22 protein-coding genes are annotated in these 26,611 nt (G+C 71.2%); 19 read left to right on the top strand and 3 right to left on the bottom strand.

Going from position 1 to position 26,611, the window contains the following annotated elements:
- Positions 1 to 9 precede the first annotated feature (9 nt).
- A complete protein-coding gene (locus ACFVWW_RS01375) occupies positions 10 to 834 on the top strand; it encodes an aldo/keto reductase (RefSeq protein WP_384188488.1) in 825 nt (274 codons plus the stop codon).
- A gap of 180 nt (positions 835 to 1,014) precedes the next feature.
- Here the strand turns inward: ACFVWW_RS01375 and ACFVWW_RS01370 are convergent, their stop codons facing one another.
- Complete coding sequence (locus ACFVWW_RS01370) at positions 1,015 to 1,722, bottom strand: FadR/GntR family transcriptional regulator (protein WP_384188489.1); 708 nt, start codon at positions 1,720 to 1,722, stop codon at positions 1,015 to 1,017.
- Between the two features lie 217 nt (positions 1,723 to 1,939).
- Between ACFVWW_RS01370 and ACFVWW_RS01365 the strand changes: the two genes are divergently transcribed.
- The 12 genes from ACFVWW_RS01365 (at position 1,940) to ACFVWW_RS01310 (ending at position 16,852) form a co-directional block, all read left to right on the top strand.
- A complete protein-coding gene (locus ACFVWW_RS01365; RefSeq protein WP_384188490.1) occupies positions 1,940 to 3,250 on the top strand; it encodes an SLC13 family permease in 1,311 nt (436 codons plus the stop codon).
- 35 nt (positions 3,251 to 3,285) lie between these two features.
- Positions 3,286 to 4,746, top strand: coding sequence for an acyl-CoA synthetase (locus ACFVWW_RS01360; RefSeq protein WP_386875198.1), 1,461 nt, complete (start codon positions 3,286 to 3,288; stop codon positions 4,744 to 4,746).
- On the top strand, positions 4,739 to 6,091 hold the full coding sequence (locus ACFVWW_RS01355) for a carboxyl transferase domain-containing protein (RefSeq protein WP_386875196.1): 1,353 nt from the start codon (positions 4,739 to 4,741) through the stop codon (positions 6,089 to 6,091). Before ACFVWW_RS01360 ends, ACFVWW_RS01355 begins: the two co-directional genes overlap by 8 nt.
- Positions 6,092 to 6,234: 143 nt before the next feature.
- The gene (locus ACFVWW_RS01350) at positions 6,235 to 7,185 is read left to right on the top strand and encodes a DUF2510 domain-containing protein (RefSeq protein ID WP_384188496.1); all 951 of its coding nucleotides are present in this window, start codon (positions 6,235 to 6,237) and stop codon (positions 7,183 to 7,185) included.
- A 442-nt stretch (positions 7,186 to 7,627) separates the two neighbouring features.
- A complete protein-coding gene (locus ACFVWW_RS01345; protein WP_384188498.1) occupies positions 7,628 to 9,106 on the top strand; it encodes a UDP-N-acetylmuramoyl-L-alanyl-D-glutamate--2,6-diaminopimelate ligase in 1,479 nt (492 codons plus the stop codon).
- Between the two features lie 114 nt (positions 9,107 to 9,220).
- A complete protein-coding gene (locus tag ACFVWW_RS01340; protein ID WP_386875193.1) occupies positions 9,221 to 9,985 on the top strand; it encodes a YqjF family protein in 765 nt (254 codons plus the stop codon).
- Between the two features lie 69 nt (positions 9,986 to 10,054).
- Positions 10,055 to 11,818: a SpoIIE family protein phosphatase gene (locus tag ACFVWW_RS01335; RefSeq protein WP_384188555.1), complete on the top strand. Its 1,764-nt coding sequence runs from the start codon at positions 10,055 to 10,057 to the stop codon at positions 11,816 to 11,818.
- Positions 11,819 to 12,328: 510 nt separating this feature from the next.
- Complete coding sequence (locus tag ACFVWW_RS01330; protein ID WP_384188502.1) at positions 12,329 to 13,279, top strand: DUF1996 domain-containing protein; 951 nt, start codon at positions 12,329 to 12,331, stop codon at positions 13,277 to 13,279.
- A 104-nt stretch (positions 13,280 to 13,383) separates the two neighbouring features.
- A complete protein-coding gene (locus tag ACFVWW_RS01325) occupies positions 13,384 to 13,998 on the top strand; it encodes a DUF305 domain-containing protein (protein WP_384327649.1) in 615 nt (204 codons plus the stop codon).
- A 185-nt stretch (positions 13,999 to 14,183) separates the two neighbouring features.
- A complete protein-coding gene (locus ACFVWW_RS01320) occupies positions 14,184 to 14,822 on the top strand; it encodes an RNA polymerase sigma factor (protein ID WP_384327646.1) in 639 nt (212 codons plus the stop codon).
- Complete coding sequence (locus tag ACFVWW_RS01315) at positions 14,819 to 15,778, top strand: CU044_5270 family protein (protein ID WP_384188508.1); 960 nt, start codon at positions 14,819 to 14,821, stop codon at positions 15,776 to 15,778. Before ACFVWW_RS01320 ends, ACFVWW_RS01315 begins: the two co-directional genes overlap by 4 nt.
- A 108-nt stretch (positions 15,779 to 15,886) precedes the next feature.
- The gene (locus tag ACFVWW_RS01310; protein ID WP_384188510.1) at positions 15,887 to 16,852 is read left to right on the top strand and encodes an SDR family NAD(P)-dependent oxidoreductase; all 966 of its coding nucleotides are present in this window, start codon (positions 15,887 to 15,889) and stop codon (positions 16,850 to 16,852) included.
- Positions 16,853 to 16,883: 31 nt separating this feature from the next.
- On the opposite strand, the gene ACFVWW_RS01305 is transcribed toward ACFVWW_RS01310, so the two are convergent.
- Complete coding sequence (locus tag ACFVWW_RS01305; protein WP_386875189.1) at positions 16,884 to 17,912, bottom strand: LacI family DNA-binding transcriptional regulator; 1,029 nt, start codon at positions 17,910 to 17,912, stop codon at positions 16,884 to 16,886.
- A gap of 268 nt (positions 17,913 to 18,180) precedes the next feature.
- On the opposite strand from ACFVWW_RS01305, the gene ACFVWW_RS01300 reads away from it, so the two are divergent.
- The 6 genes from ACFVWW_RS01300 (at position 18,181) to ACFVWW_RS01275 (ending at position 25,546) form a co-directional block, all read left to right on the top strand.
- Entirely contained in the window at positions 18,181 to 19,491 is a 1,311-nt protein-coding gene (locus ACFVWW_RS01300; protein WP_384188513.1) for an extracellular solute-binding protein, read from the top strand.
- A 175-nt stretch (positions 19,492 to 19,666) separates the two neighbouring features.
- The gene (locus ACFVWW_RS01295; RefSeq protein WP_384327639.1) at positions 19,667 to 20,683 is read left to right on the top strand and encodes a carbohydrate ABC transporter permease; all 1,017 of its coding nucleotides are present in this window, start codon (positions 19,667 to 19,669) and stop codon (positions 20,681 to 20,683) included.
- Between the two features lie 18 nt (positions 20,684 to 20,701).
- On the top strand, positions 20,702 to 21,628 hold the full coding sequence (locus tag ACFVWW_RS01290) for a carbohydrate ABC transporter permease (RefSeq protein ID WP_384188515.1): 927 nt from the start codon (positions 20,702 to 20,704) through the stop codon (positions 21,626 to 21,628).
- Between the two features lie 111 nt (positions 21,629 to 21,739).
- The gene (locus ACFVWW_RS01285) at positions 21,740 to 23,185 is read left to right on the top strand and encodes a GH1 family beta-glucosidase (RefSeq protein ID WP_386875186.1); all 1,446 of its coding nucleotides are present in this window, start codon (positions 21,740 to 21,742) and stop codon (positions 23,183 to 23,185) included.
- A gap of 251 nt (positions 23,186 to 23,436) precedes the next feature.
- Positions 23,437 to 24,102: an SGNH/GDSL hydrolase family protein gene (locus tag ACFVWW_RS01280; RefSeq protein ID WP_386875184.1), complete on the top strand. Its 666-nt coding sequence runs from the start codon at positions 23,437 to 23,439 to the stop codon at positions 24,100 to 24,102.
- Positions 24,103 to 24,286: 184 nt separating this feature from the next.
- A complete protein-coding gene (locus ACFVWW_RS01275) occupies positions 24,287 to 25,546 on the top strand; it encodes an NAD(P)/FAD-dependent oxidoreductase (protein WP_386875182.1) in 1,260 nt (419 codons plus the stop codon).
- Positions 25,547 to 25,611: 65 nt separating this feature from the next.
- On the opposite strand, the gene hypE is transcribed toward ACFVWW_RS01275, so the two are convergent.
- Entirely contained in the window at positions 25,612 to 26,601 is a 990-nt protein-coding gene (gene hypE, locus ACFVWW_RS01270) for a hydrogenase expression/formation protein HypE (RefSeq protein WP_384188557.1), read from the bottom strand.
- Positions 26,602 to 26,611 lie beyond the last annotated feature (10 nt).

Here is a 26,611-nt window from a genome sequence, read left to right as displayed (position 1 = left end):
AGGAACACCATGACTTCCGTCCCCCATGTCGTACTCAACAACGGCGTCACGATCCCGCAGCTCGGCTTCGGTGTCTTCCAGGTCGACGACGCGCGGTCCACCGACGCGGTCCTGACCGCCCTGGAGGCGGGCTACCGCAGCATCGACACGGCCGCGGCGTACCGCAACGAGACCGGAGTCGGCCGCGCCATCGCCTCCTCGGGCCTGTCCCGGGACGATCTGTTCATCACCACCAAGCTGTGGAACGACGACCAGGGGTACGAGTCGGCCCTCGCCGCCTTCGACGCCAGCCTGGACCGGCTGGGCCTGGACCATGTGGACCTGTATCTCATCCACTGGCCCACTCCCGCGCGTGGCCTCTACCTCGACACCTGGCGCGCGATGGAGAAGCTGCTCGCCGACGGGCGCGCCCGCTCCATCGGCGTGTCCAACTTCCAGCCCGCCCATCTCCAGCGTGTCCTGGACGAGACCGGCGTGGCCCCGGCCGTGAACCAGATCGAGCTGCACCCCGCTCTCCAGCAGGCGGAGCTACGGGACTTCCATGCCCAGCACGGCATCGCGACCGAGGCATGGAGCCCGCTGGCGCAGGGCGCGGTGCTCGAAGAGGAGGCGATCACTGAGATCGCGGGGCGGCACGAGAAGACGCCCGCCCAGGTGGTGCTGCGCTGGCACCTCCAGCTCGGGAACGTCGTGATCCCCAAGTCCGTCACCCCCGCGCGCATCCGCGAGAACATCGACATCTTCGACTTCGAGCTCTCGGCCGGGGACATGGACGCGCTGGCCACGCTCGACCGCGGGCTGCGCACGGGCCCGGACCCCGACGCCTTCAACTGACGGTGGCGCAGTTCACACGGTGCGGTGGCCCGGGGGCGGAACAGCCGACTGTGGTTGAGCGTTCATCCATATGTGATCGCGGGGGGACCGCGCCCCCGGGCCGCGATCACATGTGATCGGCCCCGGCTGGGATCCCCCGAACCAGCCGGGGCTCCCTCCTGTCGGGGCTCCGTTGGTGCCCTACGGTGTGTCGTCCGGGTTCCAGTCCAGCAGGCGCACCTTCGCCACGGTCCGCACATGGCGCCGCATCGCGGCGGCCGCCGCCTTGCCGCGGCGGGTTTCGATCGCTTCGAGAATCGCTCGGTGCTGGGTCAACGACCGCTTGGGGCGGCCGGGTTGACGCAGGGATTCATTGCGGCTCTCGGTGATCTGCTCGGCGATGGAGCGCATGAACTCCGCGAGCAGGGTGCTGTGGGCGGCGGCGGTCACCGCCGCGTGGAAGCGCCGGTCGCCCTCCACGCCGTGCCCGCCCGCGCCAATCTCCTCGGCCATGTGGTGGAGTGCGTCGTGCAGCGCCGCGAGATCCTCCTCCGTGCGCCGCTCCGCGGCGAGTTCGGCGAGCTTGGTCTCCAGCGCCTCGCGCGCCTCCAGCACATCCGGCAGCCGGCGCTTGCGCTCCACCAGCCGTTCGACCGGCTCCGGATCGAGGCTGTCCTTCGCCAGATACGTGCCGCCGCCATGCCGCACCTCGACCAGGCCCTGCACTTCGAGGACGACGATCGCCTGCTTGACCGAGGCGCGGCTGACCCCGAGCCGCTGGGCCAACTCCCGCTCGGGCGGCAGCCGGTCGCCCGCGCCGAGATCTCCTTCGGCGACGTAGCTGCGCAGCCGGTCGAGCACCTGCTCGTACAGCCGTGGCCGGGTCATCGGCCGTAGTGCGTCGGACATCCGGACCCCCCATCCCTGCCCAATATCTCCCGATCCCTGTGCCCTCAGCCTACCTCGGGCGGTCAAGTGGCTGAGCCAATTTCTGCGCAATCCCTTGACGCTCTCCGCGGTTGATGGTCAATGTGGTCCAGCCACTTGGCCAGTTGCCCAATCAGCCAGTTGGCCAGTTGGCCAATTCCCCCTGCACCAGGGAGACCCAGGAACGGGAGCCCCCGCCATGTCCGCCGAACTGATCTCGATCCTCGCTCTGGTGGTGGTCTTCGTGATCGCCACCACGCGCTCCATCAATATGGGCGCGCTCGCCTTCGCGGCCGCCTTCGCCGTCGGTGAGCTGGTCGCCGGCCTCGACGCCGCCGGCATTTTCGCCGGTTTCCCCGGTGACCTGTTCGTGGTACTCGTCGGTGTCACCTATCTGTTCGCGATAGCCCGCGCCAACGGGACGACGGACTGGCTGGTCCATGCCGCGATCCGGCTGGTCCGCGGCCGGCTCGCGCTGATCCCCTGGGTGATGTTCGCGATCACCGCCGCGCTGACCGCCATCGGCGCCGTCTCCCCGGCGGCCGTGGCGATCGTCGCGCCGATCGCGCTGAGCTTCGCCGCGCGGTATGGGATCAGCCCCCTGCTGATGGGCGCCATGGTCGTGCACGGCGCCCAGGGCGGCGGGTTCTCACCCATCAGCATCTACGGTTCGATCGTCAACGGCATCGTGGAGCGCGAGAAGCTCCCCGGAAGCGAACTCACCCTCTTCTTCGCCTCCCTTGTGGCCAACCTCGTCATCGCCGGGATCGTCTTCGTGCTCTTCGGCGGGCTCAAGCTCTCCGGGAAGCAGGAGGAACCGGGGCTGGAGCAGGACCGGTCCGCGGGTAAGGCCGGTGAGCCCGGTGAGGCCGGTGAGAAGGGGCAGCAGGAGCCGGAGCACGCGGCCTCCCGCCTCACCCCCGCCCGTATCGCCACCCTCGCCGCCCTGGTCGCGCTCGTCGTCGCCGTCCTCGCCTTCGACCTCGACGCCGGACTCTCCTCCGTCACCCTCGCCGTACTGCTCAGCGCCTTCTGGCCGGAGACCAGCCGCAGGGCGGTCGGCGAAATAGCCTGGCCGACCGTGCTGCTGATCTGCGGTGTCCTCACCTATGTCGGCGTCCTGGAGGAGATGGGCACGATCGACTACGCGGGCCACGCCGTCGGCGACATCGGCATCCCGCTCCTCGCCGCCGTACTGCTCTGCTACATCGGCGCGATCGTCTCCGCCTTCGCCTCCTCCGTCGGCATCATGGGCGCGCTCATCCCGCTCGCCGTACCGTTCCTCGCCCAGGGCGAGATCGGCGCGATCGGCATGATCACGGCCCTCGCGATCTCCGCGACGGTCGTCGACGTCAGCCCCTTCTCCACCAATGGCGCCCTCGTGCTGGCCGCCGCTCCCGAGGTGGACCGTGAGCGTTTCTTCCGGCAGCTCATGGTGTACGGAGGGATCGTGGTGGCGGTGGTACCCGCCGCCGTCTGGCTTGTGCTGGTGGTGCCAGGCTTCGGATGACCGGTCAGACTCGTCGACAGCAAGGAGAACGACGCGTGTCCCCTCTCTTCCCGGCCCTCGCCGCCCGCTCGGACCGGCCCGCCCTCCGGTTCGGTGACCGGACCCTCACCCACGCCGAACTGGCCGACGCGGCCGGTGCCCTGACCGGCCGGATCGCCGGCGCGCGACGGATCGCGGTCTGGGCCACCCCCACGCTGGGGACGGCGGTGGGCGTCGTGGCCGCACTGCTCGCCGGAGTGCCCGTCGTGCCGGTCAACCCCAAGAGCGGCGAACGGGAACTGGCCCATATCGTCGCGGACAGCGAGCCCGCACTCGTCGTGGCGGAACCGGGCGTCGTGCTCCCGCCGGCGCTGGCCGCGCTGGAGCGCGTGGACGCGGTGGCCGACGGCCCGCCGGCGCGGCCCGCGGCCGGATCAGTGACGGGGGAGTGGCCCGAGCCTGCCCCGGAGTCTCCCGCGCTGATCGTCTACACCTCCGGCACCACCGGGCCGCCGAAGGGCGCCGTCCTGCCGCGCCGCGCCGTCGCCGCCACCCTGGACGCGCTGGAGGACGCCTGGCAGTGGACCGCCGACGACGTACTCGTCCACGCCCTGCCCCTCTTCCATGTCCATGGACTGATCCTCGGCATCCTCGGCCCGCTGCGCCGCGGCGGCTCCGTGCGCCATCTGGGCCGGTTCGACACCGAGGGCGTCGCCCGCGAACTGTCCTCGGGCGCCACGATGCTCTTCGGCGTACCGACGATGTACCACCGCATCGCCGAGGCGCTCTCCGACGACCCCGCTCTGGCGAAGGCCCTGGCCGGGGCGCGGCTGCTGGTGTCCGGGTCCGCCGCGCTGCCCGTCCACGACCATCAGCGGATCGCCGCCGCGACCGGCCGCCGGGTCATCGAGCGCTACGGCATGACGGAAACCCTGATGAACACCAGCGTGCGCGCCGACGGCGAACCGCGCGCCGGGACGGTCGGAGTACCGCTGCGGGGTGTGGAACTGCGCCTCGTAGACGAGGCGGGCGGCGCGATCGAGGCGCACGACGGTGAGACGGTCGGCGAGATCCAGGTCCGCGGCCCGAACCTCTTCACGGAGTATCTGAACCGGCCCGACGCGACCGAGGCGGCCTTCACCGACGGCTGGTTCCGCACGGGGGACATGGCGATCCGCGACCCCGACGGTTATGTACGCATCGTCGGCCGCAAGGCCACCGATCTGATCAAGAGCGGGGGTTACAAGATCGGCGCGGGCGAGATCGAGAACGTACTGCTGGAACATCCAGGGGTACGGGAAGCCGCCGTGACCGGAGAGCCCGACGCCGACCTCGGCGAGCGGATCGTCGCCTGGATCGTCCCGGCACACGCCGAGGACCCGCCGTCCGCCGAGGAGTTGGCGGACCACGTGGCGGCGCAGCTCGCCGCGCACAAGCGGCCGCGCACGGTGCGCTATCTGGACGCGCTGCCCCGCAACGACATGGGCAAGATCATGAAGCGGGCCCTTCATGCCTGAGCGGATGACCGCGCGCGAGGCCGTCGCGGCCGTGGCCGACGCGGGCACGTTCACCGAACTGCCCGCGCCCCGGGGCACATCGGCGCCGGACGGCCCGCTCGCCTGGGAGGGGTACGACGCCGCCCGCGCCCGCGCCCGGGACCGCACCGGTGAGGACGAGTCCGTCGTGTGCGGCACCGGGCGGGTCGGCGCCACCGACGCCGTGCTGATCTCCTTCGAGTTCGGTTTCCTCGGGGGATCGCTGGGCGAGCGTACGGGCGACCGCCTCGAAGCCGCGTACACCCGGGCCCGCGAGCAGGGCCTGCCCGTCGTCTCGTTGATCGCGACCGGCGGCAGCCGTATGCAGGAAGGCATGCGCGCGCTGCTCCAACTCCAGCGGGTGGCACGGCAGTCCGCGCTGACCCGCGCGGCCGGCCTGCCCCAGCTGGCCGTGGTGCGTGACCCGACGACGGGCGGCGGCTGGGCGACCCTGGGCGCGGGCGCGGATGTCGTACTGGCCCTGCCGGGCGCCCAGATCGGCTTCGCGGGCTCGCGGGTGCGCCCCGCGGACGCCGATCCGTACGCCTACACGGCGGAGGCGCAGTTGGCCGCGGGCCATATCGACGCGGTGGTACGCCAGGAGGAGCTGCGCGCCGCCGTCGACCGATGGCTGACGCTGCTCACCGGAGGGGTACGGGACGCCGGGGCCGCCGCGCCGCCCCCCGACGGCCTCGGCCGCGGCGGGCTCCCCGCCACCGGCTGGGACGCGGTGCTCCGGGCCCGTTCCCCGCGCCGCCCGCGCGCCGAGTCCTATCTGGACACGTACTTCACCCGGCGCGAGGCCATCGGCGGCGACCGCTGCGGTGGCACGGACCCCGGGATGCTGTGCGGCTTCGGGCTGCGTGAGGGCCGTACGATCGCGTACGCGGCCCAGCGCGGCACCGCCACCCTCCCGGCGGGTTACCGCACGGCGTCCCGGCTGATCCGCCTCGCCGACCGGCTGGGCATCCCCGTGCTGACCCTCGTCGACACCCCCGGCGCAGCGAGCGACGCCGAGGCCGAACGCGCGGGAGCGGGCAGCGCCATCGCCGACCTCTTCGCGGCCGTGGCCACCGCCCGGGTGCCCCTCACCACGCTGCTGATCGGCGAGGGCGGTTCCGGTGGGGCGCTGGCGCTGTCGGCGCCCGGCAACACCTGGGCCACGAGCGACAGTTACTTCTCCGTCATCGCACCCGAGCTGGCCGCCGCCATCCTCAAGCGCCCCCCGGACGAAGCCCGTTCGACGGCCGGCCAGCTCCGGCTGCGCCCGCAGGACCTGGTTTCCCTCGGAGCCGTACGGGGCATCGTGCCGGACGCGGCCTCGTAGGCCATGCCCGGACGGACGTGCGAACGTACGGACCTACGGACCCCACAGAACAGGCGCCCGCCGCGCGGGCCCGGCCGGCCCGCGCCGTGGATTCTCATGGGCCTCTCACCAGCTTTTCAGACAGTGTGCTTAGAGTGAGAGCCGTGACGTATACGACTCCGCCCGGCTGGTATCCCGATCCAGGGCACACAGGTGACGGTCCCCGCCCGGAACGGTGGTGGGACGGGTCCGCCTGGACCGATGAAGTCCGCGCCACCTCTCCCGCGGCGTGGGGCCCGCCGACCGCGCCGCCCTACCCCGGGACGCCACCGCCCGGGCCACGGAACCGCGGACGGCGGATCGCCGTCGGCGCCACCGCCCTGGTCGTGGTGGCGGCCATCGCGGGCGGCTTCTATCTGCTCGGGCGCGACGGCGGAAGCGGCGGCACGGCGAGCCGCCCCGGTGTGTCCGAGGCCCCCTCGCGGCCAGGACAGCAGAGCCCGGCCCCCGACGAGCAGCGGGAGCGGGGCGGCCCCGGCGGCGGGGAGAGCGGCGCGCCCCGGCAGCCACAGACCGAGGACGGCTACGCCACCGACGCGGCCAGCGGCATCGCCATTCCCGTACCGGACGGCTGGACCGGCGAGTCCGGGCCCATCGGCGCCGGGGTGACGACCGGGAAATATTCCTGTCCCGGGGATTCGTCCGAGACCTGTGTCCGGGGCGGGGTGTTCTCCGCTCCCGCCGTCGCGCTGAAGATCGAGGCCACCACGGCCAAGGCGTCCGCCGAGAAGGACATCGAGACCAACGCCAAGGAGTCCTACGGCGGCGCGATCTACGGTGACATCTCCTCGCACCAGCAGCTGAAGTCCGAGGCGGTCACCGTCGCCGGCCAGAAGGGCTATCTGGTGCGGTGGAAGGTCGTCACGAGCAAGGGCGACGACGGCTACGTGCAGTCGCTCGCCTTCCCCTCGCCCTCCTCCCCGGAGCTGCTCGTCGTCGTGCGCTCCGGGTTCGACATCAACGACAAGGCGCCCGAACTGTCCGTCATGGACGAGATCACCAAGGGCATCAAGGCGGCCGCGGGCTCGGGCTCCGGTTCCGGCCAGGGAGTCTGACGACAGCCGTTCCCACCCCTTCAAGGGCGGGCCGCACCGCGCGGCCCGCCCTTCGCCGCGCCCGGGAGCGCCCCACCGGCCGTACACTCCACTCATGGGTTGTACACGTGCTGTGAGGGAGTGCCTGCGACAGGCCCCCTGCGCGCTGTGCTCGGCCGCCGCGGGCGCCCTCGTCGCGGGCCCGGTATCCGCACCGGAAGCCGGCTGCCGCGCTCTGCACGGTCACGGCTAGCACCCCCTTCGCCGCACGCCCGGCCCGTTCTCCGGCCGCCCGTGGAGTTCTCCCGCGGCCCGCTCCCTCCGGTAGCACCGTAGAAGCCTGCCCGCCGAGCCGTCCCCGGCGTCCGCCCCCCACCACTCACCGCGACGCTACGGCGTGCCGTCGGCGCCTCCTCGGCGACCGCCGGAGACCGCCGCGCGCCGCACCTTCGAGAGGATCCCTGTGAAGTTGAGCGACTTGCTCATCGGGCACGACCACGAGATTCTGCGGGGCGATCCGGAGACGGCGATCACCGCGGGCACCTGCTTCGACGCCCACCGGGTCGTACCCGGTTCGCTGTTCATCGCGGTGCCGGGCCATCGCGAGGGCGGCCCCGGGTCCATCGGCCCCGCCCTCGCGCGCGGCGCGGTGGCGGTGCTGGTCGACGCCGCGGAACCGGACGTTCCCCCCTCGGTGTGGGCGGGCACGGAGGTGTGTGTGATCCGGGTCCGGGACACCCGTACGACCGCCGCGGTCGCCGCCTCCCGCTACTACGGTGAGCCGGGCCGGGGGATGGACATGGTGGCCGTCACCGGCACCAACGGGAAGACCTCGGTGTCGTACATGGTCGAGTCCGTGCTGCGGCTCGCCGAGGGGGCCACGGTCGGGGTCATCGGGACCGCGGGCAGCCGGATCGGCGACGAACTGATCCCCATGCCGAGGTCGGTGCTGACCACACCCGAGTCGCCGGACTTCCAGTATCTGCTGGGACGCATGCGGGACCGCGAGGTGGGCACCGTGGTCCTGGAGGCCACGTCCATGGGCCTGTTGACGCACCGCGTCGACCACTCGTTCATCGACGTCGGGATCTTCACCAACCTGACGCAGGATCATCTGGACGACCACGGCACCATGGAGAACTACCGGGACGCCAAACTCCGGCTCTTCCAGGGCCTGTGCAAGCGCGCGGTGGTCAACGCCGACGATCCGGTGGGCGCCGGGATCGGTGCGCTGATGCCCGGGGCCGTCACGACATACGCTCTCGACGCCGAGGCGGACTACCGGGCGACCGACCTGACCATGGACGCGCACGGGACGCGGTTCACCCTCCACCACGAGGGACGCAAATACCCGGCGGCGATCCCGCTGCCCGGCCGCTTCTCGGTCGCCAACGCCCTGGCCACCGTGGCCGCCTGCCATCTGCTGGGACACGATCTGCGCGGACTGGTCGGCGCGCTCGACCGGATGCCCCCGATCCCGGGCCGGTTCGAGCGCTTCCAGACCCCGCGCGGCACGTCCGTCATCGTCGACTACGCGCACTCTCCCGACTCGCTGGACAAGGTGCTGTCCACCATCCGCGACTTCGCCCGGGGCCGGATCATCACCGTCTTCGGCTGCGGCGGCGACCGGGACATCACCAAGCGCGCCCGGATGGGGGAGATCGCCGGGACGCATTCCGATCTCTGTGTCCTCACCTCGGACAATCCGCGCAACGAGGACCCCGAGACGATCCTGGACCAGATCACCCCCGGGCTCACGGCCACCTCCACCCGGTTCGAGCGGTTCGCCGACCGCCGCCGGGCGATCGGCTTCGCGCTGTCCGAGGCCGGCCCCGACGACATCGTGCTGATCGCGGGGAAGGGCAGCGAGCCGTACCAGATCGTCGGTGAACAGCTGATCCCGTTCAGCGACATGGCGACCGTGCGTGAACTCGCCCAGTAGGACGGCGTGGTGGAGGGCCGACGCGGGCCGCGCCGTCGGCCCGTCGGCCATTCGGCCGTCCATGACTCCATCCTCCGGCCCCTCGCCGGGGGAGTTCTCTGCGATGCTGGCCGGGTGTCGCCCACCCCCAGCTCACCGGAACCGGTCACCCCCGGTCCGCCCCGGCACGAGCCGAAGCCGCTGCTCACCCAGTCATGGCTGGATCTGGCTTTTCTGCACTGGGCGGTCGATCCCGCGGAGGTGGCGCCGCTGCTGCCGTCCGGGACACGCCCGGACACCCTTGACGGGGTGACCTATGTGGGTCTGGTGGCCTTCCGTATGCACCGGATCGGCTGGCTCCGGCTCCCCGGTCTCCCGTATCTGGGCACCTTTCCCGAGACCAATGTCCGGCTCTACTCGGTGGACGGGCAGGGGCGCCGTGGTGTGGTCTTCCGTTCGCTGGACGCCTCCCGCCTCCTTCCGGTGGTGGTCGGCCGCACCGCCTTCCGGCTGCCGTACGTGTGGTCCCGTATGACGATCGACCGCGACGGCGGCTCTCTCACGTACACCAGCCGGCGGCGCTGGCCGGGGCCGCGGGGCGCGTACAGCAGGATCGGGCTGCGGATCGGGGAGCGTGTCGAGGAGCCCAGCGCGCTGGAGCACTTCGTGACCGCGCGCTGGGGGATGCACAGCACGGTTTTCGGCCACCCGACGTACCTTCCGAACACCCACCCGCGCTGGCCGCTGCACCGCGCGGAACTGATCGAGTGCACCGAGGATCTGCTGACGGCGGCGGGGCTGTCCGCCCCGGCCGGGGATCCGGTGAGCGTGCTCTACTCGCCCGGTGTGCCGGTCCGCTTCGGGCGGCCCGCCCGCGCCGGCGGGAACCCGCCCGGCTGACCGCCGGAGACGTCGGTCCGGGTGGATCCCGTGCCGACGGGCAGCGCGCACACTACGGGGGTGGAGAGTATGCCTGAAGAGGGACCGGCCCCGAGGGGGAAAGCGGTCGACGATCTGCTGCCGATGCTGTTCGAACACGCCGCCGCGGGCATGTACGCCGTCGACGGCGCCGGTCTGGTGATCGCCTGTAATCCCTGGGCGGAGCGTGTGCTCGGCTATCAGCCGGGTGGCCTGATAGGACTCGACGCCCATCTCGCGCTGCACCCGGTCCGCGGCGACATGGCGAACGGTCTGTCCGCCCAGCAGCCGGTCCAGAGCGTGGTGGCCGCGGGGCGCAGGGTGAGCGGCGACCAGGGCGTGCTGCTGCGAGCCGACGGCGCTCCGCTCGCCGTCTGGTGGACGGCGGCTCCGCTGCCCCGGGGAGACCATCGGGCCCAGGGCGCGGTGGTGGTCTTCCACGACACCCACGCCGAGCGGGCACGCAGCGAGCGGCGTTCCGACCGCTACGCCCACAGCGAGCTGGCCCGCGAACAGGCCGAATACGATCTCGCAGAAGCCATCTGGCTCAGCGAGCTGACCCTGGCCCTGGTCAGCACGCTGGAAGCCGAAGAAGGTCTGGCGCGGCTGGTCCGGCTCCTGGTACCACGGCTCGCCGACGCCGCGATGATCGATCTGATCGTCGACCGGGGCCGCGTCCGGCGTGCCGCCTGGAGCCATCACGACCCGGACCAGGTTCCCGCCGCGCTGCTGGAGGCCGATCCGCCCGGGTACGGGGAGAGCTCGACCGCCGCCCTGGCGCAGGTCCTGCGGGGCGGCCCCACCCAGCAGCTGACCGGCCCGTTCGACCCCCAGGACGCGCCGCTCACGGCGGCCGCCCCGCCCCCGGCCGCCGTCGACGCGCTCGGGCGAGCCACGACTGCGATGCTGGCCGGTCTGGAGGCCGTCCAGGCGCTGATCGTGCCGCTGCGTCTGCGTTCCAGCACCTTCGGGGCACTCACGCTGACGCGCGGCGCGGCCGGTCCGCCGTTCAACGACGCCGACCGGGTGCTGGCCGAGGAGGTGGCGCGGCGCACCGCGCTCGGGCTCGACAACGCCCGGCTGCACGCCCAGCAGGCCGATATCGCGGCCACCCTGCAGCGTGCCCTGCTCACCGACCTGCCGCCGGTGGAGACGCTGGAGCTGGCGGCCCACTACGAGCCGGCCGAACGTACCGCCGAGGTCGGCGGTGACTGGTACGACGCCTTCCGGCTGCCCGGCGGGGACCTGGCCCTGGTGGTGGGCGACGTCACCGGGCACGACATCCAGGCCGCGGCGCGGATGAGCGAATTGCGCAATATGCTCCGGGCGTTGGCGGTCGACCGCCCCGAGGAGGGTCCTGGCAGCATTCTGCAGCGGCTGGACACCGCACAGGCACATCTCCAACTGGCCGATTCGGCCACCGCCGTCCTGGCCCGGCTGCACGCCAGGGAGGACGGCACGTGGCGGCTCAGCTGGTCCACCGCCGGCCACCCGCCGCCCCTCCTCGTCACCGAGGACGGCGCGGCCCGCTACCTCACCGAGGCACATGCGATGCTGATCGGCCTCCGTCCGCACCTCTCCCGGCCGACGGCCACGATCGAGCTGCCGCCGGGAGCGACCGTCCTGCTGTACACCGACGGGCTGATCGAGTCCCGGACCCAGGACATGGACACGGGCATGACGAGATTGCGCCAGCACACCGCCGCCCAGCGGGCCGAGCCGCTGGACCGGCTGTGCGTCGGCCTCGCCAGGGAGCTCGGCGACACCCGCGATGACATCACCCTCATCGCCGCGCGTATCCCGCCGTCGTCCTGAATCCGGACAGGCGCCCGCGGGCGCCGGCGGACGGCGTGATGATTCGCTTGTCGAAGCAGTGGTACGGCGCGGTGGCGGGAAGCGTTCATCACCTGAAGGTGGGCGAGACTCTTGCATTTCGATGTCGGTACGGTGCGCGGGGTGCTCGGCGAGGGCGGACGGTCCTCACCACGGACCCCGGACGCCTCCTGATGTCACCGGGCTCACCTGGTACGACACCGCTGACCGGTCGCCCGGGCCCACGCCTGCCCACCGGGCGGGGACGCCTCCGCATACGCCTCAATGGGGCGGATATTGCCTCCGCGCCAACAAATTCCTGACGGGCCGTTAGTTCCGGAACTTGACGCGACACCTTGACGCCCCCTGAGGCCAGTTCTAACGTCCGGCACTCAAGGGAGCCCGCTATGGAACTCCCTGACCCCCCACCATCGGAGTCCCGCGCAGCCCGAGCCCCGGCCCCACGCCGGGAGTCGGCCGCGCGCGGAACCCTCAACTCCCTTTGGAGCGCTCATGAGATCACTGCGGTCCAAGAACGGCCGCGGCGTCCGCAGAGGACGCCGGCCGGCCTTTCTCGCCGGCTTAGTGGCGGCCTGTGCCGTCGCCGCTCAGCTCGTCTTCGGCACCACGGGCGCCGTCGCCCAGGTGGACAGCGGCACCACCCGGCAAGCCGCCCCCGCCAAGGCCAAGGCCGGTGCCGATGTCGTACGCGTCGCCGAGTTCCTGGCCGAGTGCAAGTTCAGCCACCGGCTGCCGGACGACCCGATCGTGCTGCCGGGCATGCCCGGTGCCTCGCACTCGCACAGCTTCTTCGGCAGCCACGCCACCGACGCCTACACCAACCTGGGCGATCTGAAGAGCTCCGAGACCACCTGCGACCCCAAGGTCGACCTCTCCTCGTACTGGGTGCCGACCCTGTTCGTGAACGACCAGCCCGTCGAGCCCACCGGCACGACGTTCTACTACCTGGGTGAGGGTGTCTCCGACGAGCTCATCGCCCGTACCCAGCCGCTGCCCGAGGGTCTGAAGATCATCGCGGGTAACGCCAGGGCGACAGGCCCGAACGACGGGGACATACGTGCCCGCTGGTCGTGCCTGCACGCGGGGCAGGTCAACCCGTCGAAGGACTTCGTCAACTGTCCGGCCGGCACGATGCTGGAGTCGTACCTCGACTTCCCGCAGTGCTGGAACGGCAGGGACCTCGACTCGGCCGACCACAAGAGCCACATGTCCTACCCGGTGAACAACGCGTGCCCGGCGACCCACCCGGTCCCGGTGCCCAAGCTGCGTCAGGTCCTGCGGTACCCGGTCAACGGCAACCCGGCCGGCTTCCGGCTCGCCTCGGGGCCCGGATACACGATGCACGGTGACTTCTTCAACGCCTGGCCCGTGGCGGAGATGGAGCGCCGCGTGCGCGACTGCATCAACCCGATCATCAAATGCGGCGCCAACGGGACTCCGTGATGGCGTGGGGCGGCGGCCGGTCGCACGCTGACGGGCCGTCGCCCCGTTCCGGCCGCCGGCCGGACGGGCGGGGCCGGGACCGGGGATTCCGTCCGGGCAGGAGCGTGCTGCCCGCGATGCTGGTGGCGCTGGCCGTGCTCGGGCCGATCGGCTGCGGCAGCGCGGGGACGTCCTCGGGCGACACCCCGCGGCGCACGGCGGCCGCGGACCCGGCGAAGGGCCCGGCGGCGCGTCCCGCGCCGGCCGTCTCCGCGCCCGCCACCGAGGAGGGCGGCTTCAACGCCACCGACCGGGGATGGGCCCAGCTGATGGTGCCCATGAACGAGCGGACGCTGCTGCTGCTCGACCTGATCTCCGACCGCGCGAGCGACTCCGGCCTGTCGGATCTCGCGCGGCGTACGACGGTGACGCACCGGGCCGAGCTGACCCGGCTGCGCGTGGTCCTCAAGGAGGCGGGGGCGGCAGGAACCAACCCGCACGAGGGCCACGACATGAAGGGGATGGTGACCGACCAGGAACTGGGGACGGTCGCCGCGAAGCGGGGCAAGGCCTTCGACGACGCCTCCATGACGTATCTCCGCGAGCACCTGGAGCAGACCATCCTGGTGGCGCGCGGCGAGGAACAGTCGGGGGCCGCTCCGGCCGCCACGGGCCTCGCCGAAGAACTGCGAAAGCGACGCGCCGGGCAGCTGGAAGCACTGGGGCTGCTGGGCGGCTGAGAAAGCGCCGTTCCCGGGCCGGGACCACCCCCAGCCGCCCGGCCCGGGCACGGTCATCTCCGCGGTGCTTCACCTGTTCTGCATGCGCTGTTCGGCTGTCCGACACCCCGCCTGTGCCGGGGCGACCACGCGAGGGTGTGGCGTGAGTCACGGCAACGCAGGACCGGCGTCGGACAGGGACAGGTGTGAACCTTTCACCGCGTGCCCGCATACGAGCCGGAGACCCGGCCGCTTTCGGGCAGCTATTCGAAGATTACGCAGGAGTGGTATACCGCTATGCCCGCCGGGTCGTGGGCGACTGGTCCGCGGCCGAGGACGTGGTGTCGCTGACCTTCCTGGAAGCGTGGCGGCTGCGCGAAAAGGTGCATCCGGACGGTGAGAGCCTGCGCCCGTGGCTGCTGGGAATCGCCACGAACGTCATGCGCAACACGGCACGGACGGCCAAGCGCCACCACCTCGCGCTCGCCCGCCTGCCGGAACCGGAACACGTACCCGACTTCGCGGACAGCCTGGTCGGCCGGCTGGCCGACTCCGAGGAACTGGCCGCCGCGCGCGTGGCGCTGGGCCGGCTCCGCCGCGCGGAGCGGGAGGTCTTCACACTCTGTGTCTGGGAGGACCTCGACCACGCGGCCGCCGCCGAAGCCCTCGGCGTGGCCGTGGGCACCGTGCGCTCCCGGCTGTCCCGCGCCCGGAGCCGGCTGCGGAAACTCACCGAAGCGGAATTGCGCCGCAGCGGAAATAACACGCAACGCTCCGCCCGCCCCGGACAGTTCATGAGTGACCGCACTGCGGCGGTCACGCCGGCTCAGGAAGGAAACCGATGAACGTCTTTTCGCGACGGCTGTCCAGCGCGCGGCACGAGGAACCGACTCCGCTGCCCCCCGCGCCGCGGTACCCGGACCTCTCCTCCGGCCGGCACGGCGTTCTCAAGGAGCGCTTCATGGCGAAGATCACCCAGGAATCCGCCCCCGCGCCGGTGTTCGTTCCCGCGCCGGTCGCGCGTCCTTCCTGGAAGCGGCGTACGGCGCTGGTGGCCCTGCCCGCGCTGCTCGTCGCCGGCGCCGTCACCGTGGCGGGCGTGGGCGGGGTCTTCGGGGAGTCCGCACCGACGGTGAGCGCGGCCGAGCACCGGGAGGCCGTGCGGCTGCTGGACCGTATCGCCCTGGTGGCCGCCGAACGGCCGGCCCTGACGGTCCGCGACGACCAGTACGTCTACACCAAGGTCAAGGGCTCGCGGGAGTTCCTCGGCAAAGGCACGGACGTCTTCGAGCGTGAGGACTGGCAGGCGGTCGACGGCAGGCGGCACGGTCTCGCCCGGGAAGTCTTCGAGCCGGGAAGCCCTTCGATCGACAAGGGGCCCGCGACGCGGAAGACGGTGCTGAACAGGGATCCGAACGCGACCACGTACCGGGAGCTGGCGGCGCTGCCCACCGACCCCGCCGCTCTGCTGGAGAAGATCAAGGCCGATACGAACGGCCAGGGCCCGAGCCGGTACGAGGGGGTCTTCGAGGCCATCGGCGCGATGCTGCCCCAGTCGACCCTGATCCCCGATCTGAACGCCGCCCTGTACCGGGCGACCGCCAGGATCCCCGGTGTCGTCGTGAAGGACGACGCGGTCGACGCCGCCGGACGCGAGGGGGTCGGCCTGACGTTCAGGACCGCGCGGGGCGACAGCGTCACCTGGGTCTTCGACCGGACCGCGCTGACCTACCTCGGTACCGACAAGGTCGCCGCCCTGGGCGTCGGCATCGCCGACAGCACGGACCAGCCGCCCGCGTAGTCGCCCCGCCCGGCGTTTCCCGGGGCACACCCTCGCTGGGGTGAACCTGGCGGGGGCCCGGCCGGTGCGCTTGACTTCGAGCGCGCTCCAATTCGTAGCCTTCGAGGCATGACAACGCCTCAGCACAAGATCGGATCAGGGTTCGGAGCGGACAGCACCGCGGCGGAGGTTCTGCGCGGGATCGACCTCAGCGGAAAACTCGCCATCGTCACCGGTGGCTACTCGGGCCTCGGCCTGGAGACGACACGCGCGCTCGCCGGGGCCGGGGCGCGTGTCGTCGTGCCCGCCCGGCGGCGCGCGACCGCCGAGGAGGCGCTCGACGGCATCGACGGGGCCGAGATCGACGAACTCGACCTCGCCGATCTCGACAGTGTCCGCGGATTCGCCGAGCGCTTCCTCGCCTCGGGCCGGAACGTCGATCTCGTCATCAACAACGCGGGGATCATGGCCTGCCCCGAGACGCGCGTCGGCCCCGGCTGGGAGGCGCAGTTCGCGACCAACCACCTCGGCCACTTCGCGCTCGTGAACCGGCTCTGGCCGGCGATCGTGCCCGGCGGAGCCCGTGTCATCTCGGTGTCCTCGTCCGGCCATCGCCTCTCGGGCATCCGCTGGGACGACATCCAGTTCGAGCACGGTTACGACAAGTGGCAGGCGTACGGCCAGGCGAAGACGGCCAACGCGCTGTTCGCCGTACAGCTCGACGCGCTCGGCCGTGACGCCGGTGTGCGGGCGTTCTCGCTGCACCCCGGCGGCATCCTCACGCCGCTGCAGCGCCACCTCCCGAAGGAGGAGATGGTCGCCGCGGGCTGGATCGACGAGGACGGCAACGCGCTCAACCCCGCGTTCAAGACACCCGAGCAGGGTGCGGCGACCCAGGTGTGGGCGGCGACCTCGCCCCGGCTCGCGGACCTGGGCGGCGTCTTCTGCGAGGACTGCGACATCGCCGAGCCGGCCGCGGCGGAAGGCCCCGCCGGCGGGGTTCGTCCGCACGCGACCGACCCGGAGCAGGCCGCGCGCCTGTGGACGCTCTCGGCCGAGCTGACCGGGGTCAACGCGTTCGCGGCGACCGTCTGACCGGTCCCGGCAGGCCGCCCGCCGCCGGTGATCACGTGGTCCGGCGGTGGACGAGCGTGGTGGGGAGCGTGAGGTGGTGGCGTGCCTGGCCGGGGTCGTTGATCTCGTCCAGGAGGAGCCGGGTGATCGTACGCCCGATGTCCTCGGTCGGCTGGCTGACGCTGGTCAGGGGCGGAACGGTGTGGCGCGCGATGATCGAGTCGTCGAATCCGATGACCGCCACGTCCTCGGGGACGCGCCGCCCGCGCTCACGCAGCTCCGCCATCGCGCCCGCCGCCATGACGTCGGACGCGGCGAAGACGGCGTCGATGTCCGGGCGCCGCTCCAGGAGTTCGCGCATGGCGGCGCGGCCGCCGTCCTCGGTGAAGTCGCCGGGCGCGACCAGCGATTCGTCCGGCTGCCCGCCCCGTTCCGTGTGGGCGTCGCGCCACCCCTGAAGCCGGCTGTGGCCGACGTCCATGTCGAGCGGTCCGGTGATCGTCCCGACGGTGGTACGCCCCTGCCCGAGCAGATACCGCACGGCCTGCGCCGCCCCGCCGGCATTGTCGGAGCGGACATGGCTGAGGGACTCGGCGGGCGTGCGCCGTCCCGCGAGGACGGTCGGAATCTGCAACTTCTCCAGGAGCGCGGGCAGCGGGTCGTCGCGGTGGACCGAGACCAGCAGCACGCCGTCGACCCGGTGCGCCTCCACGAACCGGGTCAGCCGGTCGAGTTCGCGCTCATTGCGTACGAGAATCAAAAGCAACTGCATCTCGGTGTCGGCGAGTTCCGTGCTCACCCCGCGGATGACGGCGGAGAAGTACGGCTCCGAGGCCAGCCGGCTCTCCGACTCGGGGATCACCAGCGCGATGCTGTCGGTCCGGCTGGTGACCAGGCTGCGGGCGGCCGGATTCGGTACGTAGTTGAGTTCCGCGACGGCCGCCTCGACCGCGGCCCTGGCCTTCGCGCTCACACCCGGGGAGCCGTTGACCACCCGGGAAACCGTCCCCCTGCCCACGCCCGCCAGCTGGGCGACGGCTTCAAGGGTTGGCCTCCGGCCTGGGCGTTTACGGCTGCTCATCACGTCTCCTGACTCTCGCTCCCGGTGCTGCCCCGAAGCGCTCACCAGGAGATTGTGCCGCGTGACCGGCATCCAAACGGCAAGGGACCACCGTCCGGACACATTCACGCAACGGAACCGACTTCGGCTCTTGACACGGCCCGGTATCTGCGGAGAGTCTTCCACAACCCGTTGGGAGCGCTCCCAGTTTTGATCGGAACGGGTCTCTCATCCAGTCGACCGTGAGCCGCAGCAGGCGCGCGCCTGAGCGCCGCTGCTAGGAGGAAGCATGGGCACCGCCCGTAATCGCTTCGGTTCCACCCTCGCATCCGTTACCGCGGCTGCAGTGTCCCTCGTCCTCGTCGCCGGCTGCGGAAGCGGCGACGACACGGGCAAGGCGCGCACCAAGGACGGCAAGACCGTCATCAGCATGGGCCTGTTCGGGGTCATGGGCTTCAAGGAGACCGATCTGCTGGACCGCTACATGAAGGAGAACCCCGGCATCCTGATCGAGGCCGATGTGGCCGGTGACGAGCAGACCTACTACACCGCGCTGCAGACCCACCTCGCCGCGGGCAGCGGTCTGAAGGACATTCAGGGCATAGAGATCGGCCGAGCCAAGGAACTGGTGGACACCCGGGCCGACAAGTTCGCCGATCTGTCCAAGACCGGCAACCTCGATCACTTCCTGCCGTGGAAGTCGAACCAGGTCACCACCGGCGACGGCAAGCTGCTGGGCCTGGGCACGGACATCGGTCCGATGGCCGTGTGTTACCGCAAGGACCTCTTCGAGCAGGCCGGTCTGCCGACCGACCGCGCGGAGGTGGCGAAGCTGTGGGAGGGGGACTGGTCGAAGTACGTGGACGTCGGCCGGGACTTCAAGAAGCAGTCCAAGGACACCAAGGTCTCCTTCATGGACAGCTCCAGCGGGCTGTTCAACGCGATGATCTACGGCGATGAGAAGCAGTTCTACGACAAGGACGGCAAGCTCATCTACCAGGACAACCCGGTCGTCAAGGACGCCTGGAGCCTGGCGTCGGACGCCGCGGAGTCCGGACTCACCGCCAAGCTGCGCCAGTTCCAGCCGGGCTGGGATCCGGGACTGTCCAACAGCACCTTCGCCACCACCGTCTGCCCGGCCTGGATGCTCGCCCACATCAGCGAGAAGGCCGGTCCCGCGAACAAGGGCAAGTGGGATGTCGCCAAGGCCCCCAAGGGTGCCAACTGGGGCGGCTCGTTCCTCGGTGTGATGGAGAGCAGCCCGGTCAAGGAAGAGGCCAAGAAGCTCGTCGCCTGGCTGAGCGCGCCCGAGCAGCAGGCGTACATCTTCGAGAAGCTCGGCAACTTCCCGTCCTCGAAGACGGCGCTCGACATGCCCGCCGTCGCCAACGGCACCTCCGCGTACTTCAACAACGCGCCGATCGGCCAGATCTTCGGTGACGCGGCGAAGGAGATCCCGGACGAGCAGATCCTCGGGCGCAAGGACGGCTCGATCAAGGACACCTTCTCGGCGGGCCTGCAGCTGATCGAGGCGCAGGGCAAGAGCCCCGACGAGGCGTGGAAGACCACGGACGAGCGCATCCAGAAGCTGGCGCGCTGACCTGACGTGCGACCGTCCGGCGGCCGGCGTCCCTCAGCCGGCCCGGCCGCCCGGACGGCCACGCGTCCCACTCTCCCGGCCTGCATACGGGTCATCCGCTCACGGATCACGTGCTCACCGCCTCACCGGATCACCGATCACCGCCTCACCGATCACTCCACGGAAGGAAGCCCGCGTGGCCACCTCCACCCCGGCAGCCCCCACGGGCGGGCAGCCGCACCCTGCTTCAGCCGGACTCTCCGGGAAGGGCGGCGCAGGCCGCGGCGGGGATCCCCGGCAGTCGCGGCGCAATATCCTCCACCGCCTGGACCTCGGAGCGGTGCCGTACGCCTTCATCGCCCCGTTCTTCCTCATCTTCGGCGCCTTCGGCTTCTACCCGCTGCTCTACACGTTCTGGATCTCGCTGCACCGCGTCGAACTCTCCTCGATGGACATGATGGAGTGGCGTGGCTTCGCCAACTTCACGGAACTCTTCGAGGACGACCGGTTCTGGAACGCGCTGAGCAACACCTTCACCATCGGCGTCATCTCCACCGTGCCGCAGCTGCTGATGGCCCTCGGGCTGGCGCATCTGCTCAACTACCGGCTTCGCGGTTCGGTCTTCTTCCGGGTTGCCGTCCTGACTCCGTACGCGACCTCCATAGCCGCCGCCGCGCTGGTCTTCACCATGCTCTTCGAGCGCGACTTCGGCATGATCAACTGGGTTCTCGGCTTCTTCGGCGTCGACAGCCTCGACTGGGAGAGCCAGAAGTGGCCCGCCCAGCTCGCCATCTCCTCCATCGTGATCTGGCGCTGGACCGGCTACAACGCCCTGCTCTATCTGGCCGCCATGCAGGCCATCCCGAGGGACCTCTACGAGGCCGCGGCCATCGACGGTGCCTCGCGCTGGCAGCAGTTCCGCACCGTGACCGTCCCCGGTATCAGCGCGACGATCATCTTCACGATCGTGCTGTCCACGATCGGCGCCACCCAGCTCTTCGGTGAGCCGCTGATCTTCGGCCAGGGCCCCAACGGCATCAGCGGCGGCGCCGACAACCAGTACCAGACGCTGGGGCTGCTGCTCTACGAAGAGGGCTGGAAGAACTACCAGATGGGGCGGGCGTCGGCCATCGCCTGGGCCATGTTCCTCATCCTCATCCTCGTCTTCGTCCTGCAGCGCGTCATCGCGCGCTTCACGTCCCGTACGTCCTGACCAGGGAGCAGCAGCCCCATGACCACCGATATCGCACAGGTCCGGGTGGACGCGCGTGACCGGACTCCCCAATCACCGCCGCCCGTCCGGCGCCGCTTCGGCCGCATGCTGCGTCCGGGCGCGGGCCGTCAGCACCACGCGGGCCCCCTCGCCTATCTCCTCCTCGGCTTCGCCGCGCTGGTCTCCCTCTTTCCGCTGTACTGGACGATGGTGGCCGCCTCCACCGACAACACCCGGGTCTCCCAGACCCCGCCGCCGTTCCTGCCGGGCCCGAACCTGTTCAAGAACCTCGCCACGGCGTGGCAGGACGCCGCGATGGGCCGGGCGATGGCCAACAGCCTGATCGTCGCGGGCGTGATCGCACTCTCGACGGTGTTCTTCGCGACCCTCGCCGGCTTCGCCTTCGCCAAACTCCGCTTCAAGGGCCGCAATCTCCTGTTGCTGCTGGTCATCGGCACGATGATGGTGCCGCCGCAGCTCGGGGTGGTCCCGCTGTTCATGATGATGGCCGACCTCGGCTGGGGACAGTCACTGCCCTCCGTCATCTTCCCGACGCTGGTCAGCGCCGTCGGCGTGTTCTTCATGCGCCAGTACCTGAAGGAAGCCCTGCCCGACGAACTCATCGAGGCGGGGCGGCTGGACGGCGCGCACTCCCTGCGGATCTTCTGGAGCATCGTCCTGCCGATAGCCCGGCCCCCGATGGCCGTGCTGTTCATGATCACTTTTGTGCACTCCTGGAACGACTTCTTCTGGCCCTTCATCGCCCTGGACATGACCAACCCGACCGTTCCTGTGGCCCTCACGCAGCTCAGCGCCGGCTATGTACGGGACCAGTCGGTGATCATGGCCGGCGCGCTGCTCGGCACGCTGCCGCTGCTGGCGATGTTCATCGTCTTCGGCCGCCAGATCGTCGGCGGCATCATGCAGGGCGCCGTCAAGGGCTGACGGGCCGACCAGGGCCGACGGGCCGACGGGGCGACGAGAACTGACTCCCCGTCACCATCCCTGCGACACACCGTTGTACGTACACCGTTCGAGATATGCGGAAGGACCCTTGTGGCCACCTCAGCACCCACCACCGGGCGAGCCCTGGACCCTGCGGCACCCCTGAGCTTCCCGCCCGATTTCCTCTGGGGCACCGCGACCGCCGCGTACCAGATCGAAGGCGCCGCCCAGGAGGACGGCCGTACCCCGTCCATCTGGGACGTCTACTCCCACACTCCGGGGCGGGTACGCAACGGCGACACCGGTGACATCGCCACCGACCACTACCACCGCTGGCGCGACGATGTCGAGATCATGTCCGGCCTGGGCGTCGGCGCGTACCGCTTCTCGGTGTCCTGGCCCCGGGTCCAGCCCACCGGGCGCGGTCCCGTCTCCGCCAAGGGCCTGGACTTCTACCGCCGGCTGACGGACGGACTGCTGGAGAAGGGGATCCAGCCGGTCGTCACCCTCTACCACTGGGACCTGCCCCAGCACCTGGAGGACGCCGGGGGCTGGCCCGAGCGCGACACCAGCTACCGCTTCGCCGAGTACGCGGGCCTCGTCGCCGACGCGCTGGGGGACCGGGTGAAGACCTGGACCACCCTCAACGAGCCGTGGTGCAGCGCCTTTCTCGGGTACGGCTCCGGCGTGCACGCGCCCGGCCGTACCGACCCGGCCGACTCCCTGCGGGCGGCCCACCATCTCAACCTCGGCCACGGTCTCGCGGTCCAGGCGCTGCGCGAGCGGCTGCCGGCCACCACGCAGGTCTCCGTCACGCTCAATCTGCATCACGTACGGCCGCTGACCGAGAGCCCGGCGGACGTCGACGCGGCCCGCCGTATCGACGGCACGGCCAACCGGGTCTTCACCGGCCCCATGCTGACCGGCGGCTACCCGGCCGATGTCCTGGAGGACACCGCGGCGATCACCGACTGGTCGTTCGTCCGGGACGGCGACACCGCGCTCATCCACCAGCCGCTCGACTTCCTCGGCGTCAACTACTACTCACCGACGCTCGTCTCCCACCACTCGGGACCGTCCGTCCACGGGTCCGACGGACACGGCGCGAGCGACCACAGCCCCTGGCCGGGGGCGGACCGGGTCGCCTTCCACCAGACGCCCGGCGACCGGACCGCCATGGGCTGGACGATCGACCCGAGCGGGTTCTACGAGCTGCTGATGCGCGTACGGCAGGACCATCCCGACCTGCCCGTGATGATCACCGAGAACGGAGCGGCCTTCGACGACTACGCCGGCCCCGAGGGCGAGGTACGTGACCCGGAGCGGATCGCCTACCTGCGGGAACACCTCGCGGCCGTGCACCGGGCGATCGAGTCGGGGGCGGACATCCGCGGCTACTTCCTGTGGTCGCTGCTGGACAACTTCGAGTGGTCGTACGGCTACGGCAAGCGCTTCGGGACGGTGTACGTGGACTACGCGACCCAGCGCCGCATCCTCAAGTCCAGCGCCCACTGGTACGCGCGCCTGACCCGCAGCGGCAGCCTTCCGCAGGAGTGAGGAACCCCGGGCCGGCGCCCCGGACGCGGTCTCGTTCACGACGGGCGCGTCCGGGGCGCCGGTGCGGTGCGGGGCCGCGGCGGGGGTGGACAGGGGGACGGTGCTGTGCTGTTCTGCTCATGTCAATTACTACCCGGTCAATTCTGCGTTCCGTCCCCCCACCTCCCTCTTCAGCAAGAGGAGTTCGGATGCGAATCACCCACCGGGCCAGACCGGCAGGACGCCGGTCCAGGTCCGCTCTCGTGTGCGCCATGGCCATCGTGGCTTTCGTCCTCACCCTGGTGTCACCCTCGTCCGCCATGGCCGAGTCCAACGGCGGTCTGCGCATCATGCCGCTCGGCGACTCGATCACCGACGGCTTCAACGTTCCCGGCGGCTACCGGACCCGGCTCTGGCAGCGGGCCGCGGCCGATCACCGCGTCGACGACTTCGTCGGATCCCAGTTCAACGGACCGCCCGAGCTGGGCGACCACGACCACGAAGGCCACTCCGGCTGGCGTATCGAGCAGATCGACGCCCAGGCCACCGGCTGGGTCCAGGCCACCAAGCCCCGTACCGTACTGCTGCACATCGGCACCAACGACATCGCCCAGAACTACGACGTGGCGGGGGCGCCCGCGCGGCTGTCCGCGCTGATCGACCACATCACCGCCGCCGCGCCGGACGCCGACCTGTTCGTCACCAACATCATCCCGTTCAGCGACGCCAACCTGGAGGAACGGGCACGGCCGTACAACGCGGCGGTGCCCGGTGTCGTCGCTCAATGGGCGAACCAGGGACGCAAGGTCCACTTCATCGACATGCACAGCGCCCTCGGCGTCGCGGACCTCGCCGACGGCGTCCATCCCAACGCCGGTGGCTACGCCAAGATGGCCGACCGGTGGTACGAGACCCTGCGTACCGGCCCCTGGATCTGACGGCCGGTCCGTGCCCGCGGCGCATTGGACGAGCACGGCGCGCCGCGTGAGCACGGCGCGCCGCCCGAGCCGCGCCCGCCTGACACCATCGCGGAAGGAACCCGTACCGCCCGGCGCACCCAGCGCCGGGCGGTACCGGGCCCACCGCGGGTCGGGAAGCCACTGAGCGAAGGGCTGGGCGCACGTGCCGGACAACCAGGAGCGCGGGGCGGACGTCCTCGTCATCGGAGCCGGCGTGGCGGGCCTGGCCTGTGCCACCGATCTCAGCGGGGCGGGACTGTCGGTACGCGTCCTGGAAGCCTCGGACGCCGTCGGCGGCCGGATGCGGACCGACCGGCACGAAGGCTTCCTGCTGGACCGCGGTTTCCAGGTCTTCAACACCTCCTACCCCCAGGTGAAGCGGCGCCTGAATCTGCGCGCACTGCGCCTGCGGCCCTTCACCCCCGGCGCGCTCGTCCACACCGACCACGGCCGGCTGCGGTTCACGGACCCCACCCGGCGCCCGCGCGCCGCCGCCGCCCTGCTCCCCGGGAAGCTCGCGGGGGGCCGTGATCTGCTGGCGCTCGGGCTGCTGACCGCACGCGACATGCTCGGCCCGGTGGGCGGGCTGAAGCGGCGGGAGGACCGTACGACCCTGACCGCACTCGCCGACGCGGGAATCTCACCCGATCTGGTCGAGACGTTCTTCAGGCCGTTCCTCTCCGGTGTGTTCCTGGAGGACGAGCTGGAGACCTCCTCGCGCTTCTTCCATCTCGTGTGGCGCAGCATGCTGCGCGGCAGCCTCTGTCTGCCCGCGGCCGGCATCGGGGCGGTGCCCGCCCAGCTGGCCGACCGGCTGCCCCCGGGAACGGTCAGCACACGGACGCCCGTTCGCTCGCTCACGGATTCCGGCGTCCTGGCCGTCGACGGTACGCACTGGGAGGCGGGCACCGTCGTGGTGGCGACCGGCCCCCGGGCGGCGGCGGAACTGCTCCCCGGGCTGGACATCCCGGACACCCGCACCGTGACGACGTACTACCACGCGGCCCCCGCCGCGCCGCTGCGCGAGCCGACCATCCTTGTCGACGCCCGCCGCCGGTTCCTGAACACCTGTGTGATCAGCGAGGTCGTGCCCAGCAGCGCGCCGGCCGGCCGGGCTCTTGTCTCCACCTCCGTGCTCGGCCCCGACCGGCCGGGCCGGGAGGCCGCGCTCCGTACCGACCTGGCCGATGCCTACGGCGCCGACACCGGCGGGTGGGAGCCGCTCGCCACGTACACCGTCGAGGACGCCCTGCCCGCCATGCTCCCGCCGTGGCCGCTGTCCAGGCCCACCCGGTTCGCCCCGGGGCGCTATGTGTGCGGCGACCATCGCGCCACCGGCTCCGTGCAGGGAGCGCTCGCTTCGGGGGCCCGCGCCGCCCGCGAGGTCCTGGCGGAGACGGCCCGCCCCGGTGCGGTGTTCTGAGGACCACCGACGGTACGGCTCCCCGGGAGGCAGCCGCGACCGCCTCCCGGGGAACGACGGAACGGTCAGCAGATGCGCGGCAGTTGCTCGCCCAGCGGGACATCCACGACCCGGGTGCCGCCGAGGCCGGTACTCGCCACGACGATGCCGGGATGGTCCGCCGTGCAGGTACCGATCGCCACCGCCCCGATGCCCTGGGGATGCGCGCGCATCGCCGCGAGCACCGCGTCGGCGTGCTGCGGGGGCACGAACGCCACGAGCTTGCCCTCGTTGGCCACGTACAGCGGATCGAGACCGAGCAGGGCGCAGGCGTTGGCGACCGCCTCCGGCACCGGCAGCGCCCGCTCCCGGAGGGTGACGCCGACCCCGGCGGCCGACGCGATCTCGTTCAGCGAGGTCGCCAGGCCGCCGCGGGTCGGATCCCGCAGTACGTGCAGATCGGCGCAGACGCCCAGCATGGCCCGGACGAGCGAGGCCAGCGGCGCCGTGTCGCTCTCGATCTCCACCCCGAACTCCAGGCCCTCGCGGACGCTCATGATGGCCACGCCGTGCACCCCGATCGGGCCGCTCACGATGACCACATCGCCCGGCGCGGCGCGCTGCGGCCGGATGTCGATGCCGTCGGGGATCAGCCCGACGCCCGCGGTGTTGATGAAGATGCCGTCGCCGTGACCGGCGTCCACGACCTTCGTGTCGCCCGTGGCGATGACCACGTCCGCGGCCCTGGCGGCGGCTCCGAGCGCGTCGGCCACCCGGCCGACCGTGGCGAGTTCGATGCCCTCCTCCAGGATGAAACCGCAGGACAGATAGGCGGGACGGGCGCCCATCATCGCCAGGTCGTTCACGGTTCCGTTGACCGCGAGATCGCCGATGCTGCCGCCGGGGAAGAACAGCGGGCGCACGACGTACGAGTCGGTGGAGAAGGCGAGCCGCGCTCCGCCGAGGGTGAAGACCGCGGAGTCGCCGAGCTCCGCCAGGTGCTCGCTGCGGAACGCCGGGGCGAAGAGATGCTCGACGAGTTCGGCGGACAGCTGTCCGCCGCCGCCGTGTCCCATGACGACCCGC

The sequence above is a fragment of the Streptomyces sp. NPDC058198 genome (assembly GCF_042882605.1).
GTDB lineage: Bacteria > Actinomycetota > Actinomycetes > Streptomycetales > Streptomycetaceae > Streptomyces.
Note: the sequence above shows the minus strand (reverse complement) of the source record. Positions and strands in the feature narration are given on the sequence as shown.

Bases quoted from the DNA above. Each gene is read 5' to 3' on its own strand.
- ACFVWW_RS01375 (WP_384188488.1), top strand. From the start codon at position 10: ATGACTTCCGTCCCCCATGTCGTACTCAACAACGGCGTCACGATCCCG.
- ACFVWW_RS01370 (WP_384188489.1), bottom strand. From the start codon at position 1,722: ATGTCCGACGCACTACGGCCGATGACCCGGCCACGGCTGTACGAGCAG.
- ACFVWW_RS01365 (WP_384188490.1), top strand. From the start codon at position 1,940: ATGTCCGCCGAACTGATCTCGATCCTCGCTCTGGTGGTGGTCTTCGTG.
- ACFVWW_RS01355 (WP_386875196.1), top strand. From the start codon at position 4,739: ATGCCTGAGCGGATGACCGCGCGCGAGGCCGTCGCGGCCGTGGCCGAC.
- ACFVWW_RS01335 (WP_384188555.1), top strand. From the start codon at position 10,055: ATGCCTGAAGAGGGACCGGCCCCGAGGGGGAAAGCGGTCGACGATCTG.
- ACFVWW_RS01330 (WP_384188502.1), top strand. From the start codon at position 12,329: ATGAGATCACTGCGGTCCAAGAACGGCCGCGGCGTCCGCAGAGGACGC.
- ACFVWW_RS01315 (WP_384188508.1), top strand. From the start codon at position 14,819: ATGAACGTCTTTTCGCGACGGCTGTCCAGCGCGCGGCACGAGGAACCG.
- ACFVWW_RS01310 (WP_384188510.1), top strand. From the start codon at position 15,887: ATGACAACGCCTCAGCACAAGATCGGATCAGGGTTCGGAGCGGACAGC.
- ACFVWW_RS01305 (WP_386875189.1), bottom strand. From the start codon at position 17,912: ATGAGCAGCCGTAAACGCCCAGGCCGGAGGCCAACCCTTGAAGCCGTC.
- ACFVWW_RS01300 (WP_384188513.1), top strand. From the start codon at position 18,181: ATGGGCACCGCCCGTAATCGCTTCGGTTCCACCCTCGCATCCGTTACC.
- ACFVWW_RS01290 (WP_384188515.1), top strand. From the start codon at position 20,702: ATGACCACCGATATCGCACAGGTCCGGGTGGACGCGCGTGACCGGACT.
- ACFVWW_RS01280 (WP_386875184.1), top strand. From the start codon at position 23,437: ATGGCCATCGTGGCTTTCGTCCTCACCCTGGTGTCACCCTCGTCCGCC.
- hypE (WP_384188557.1), bottom strand. From the start codon at position 26,601: ATGGGACACGGCGGCGGCGGACAGCTGTCCGCCGAACTCGTCGAGCAT.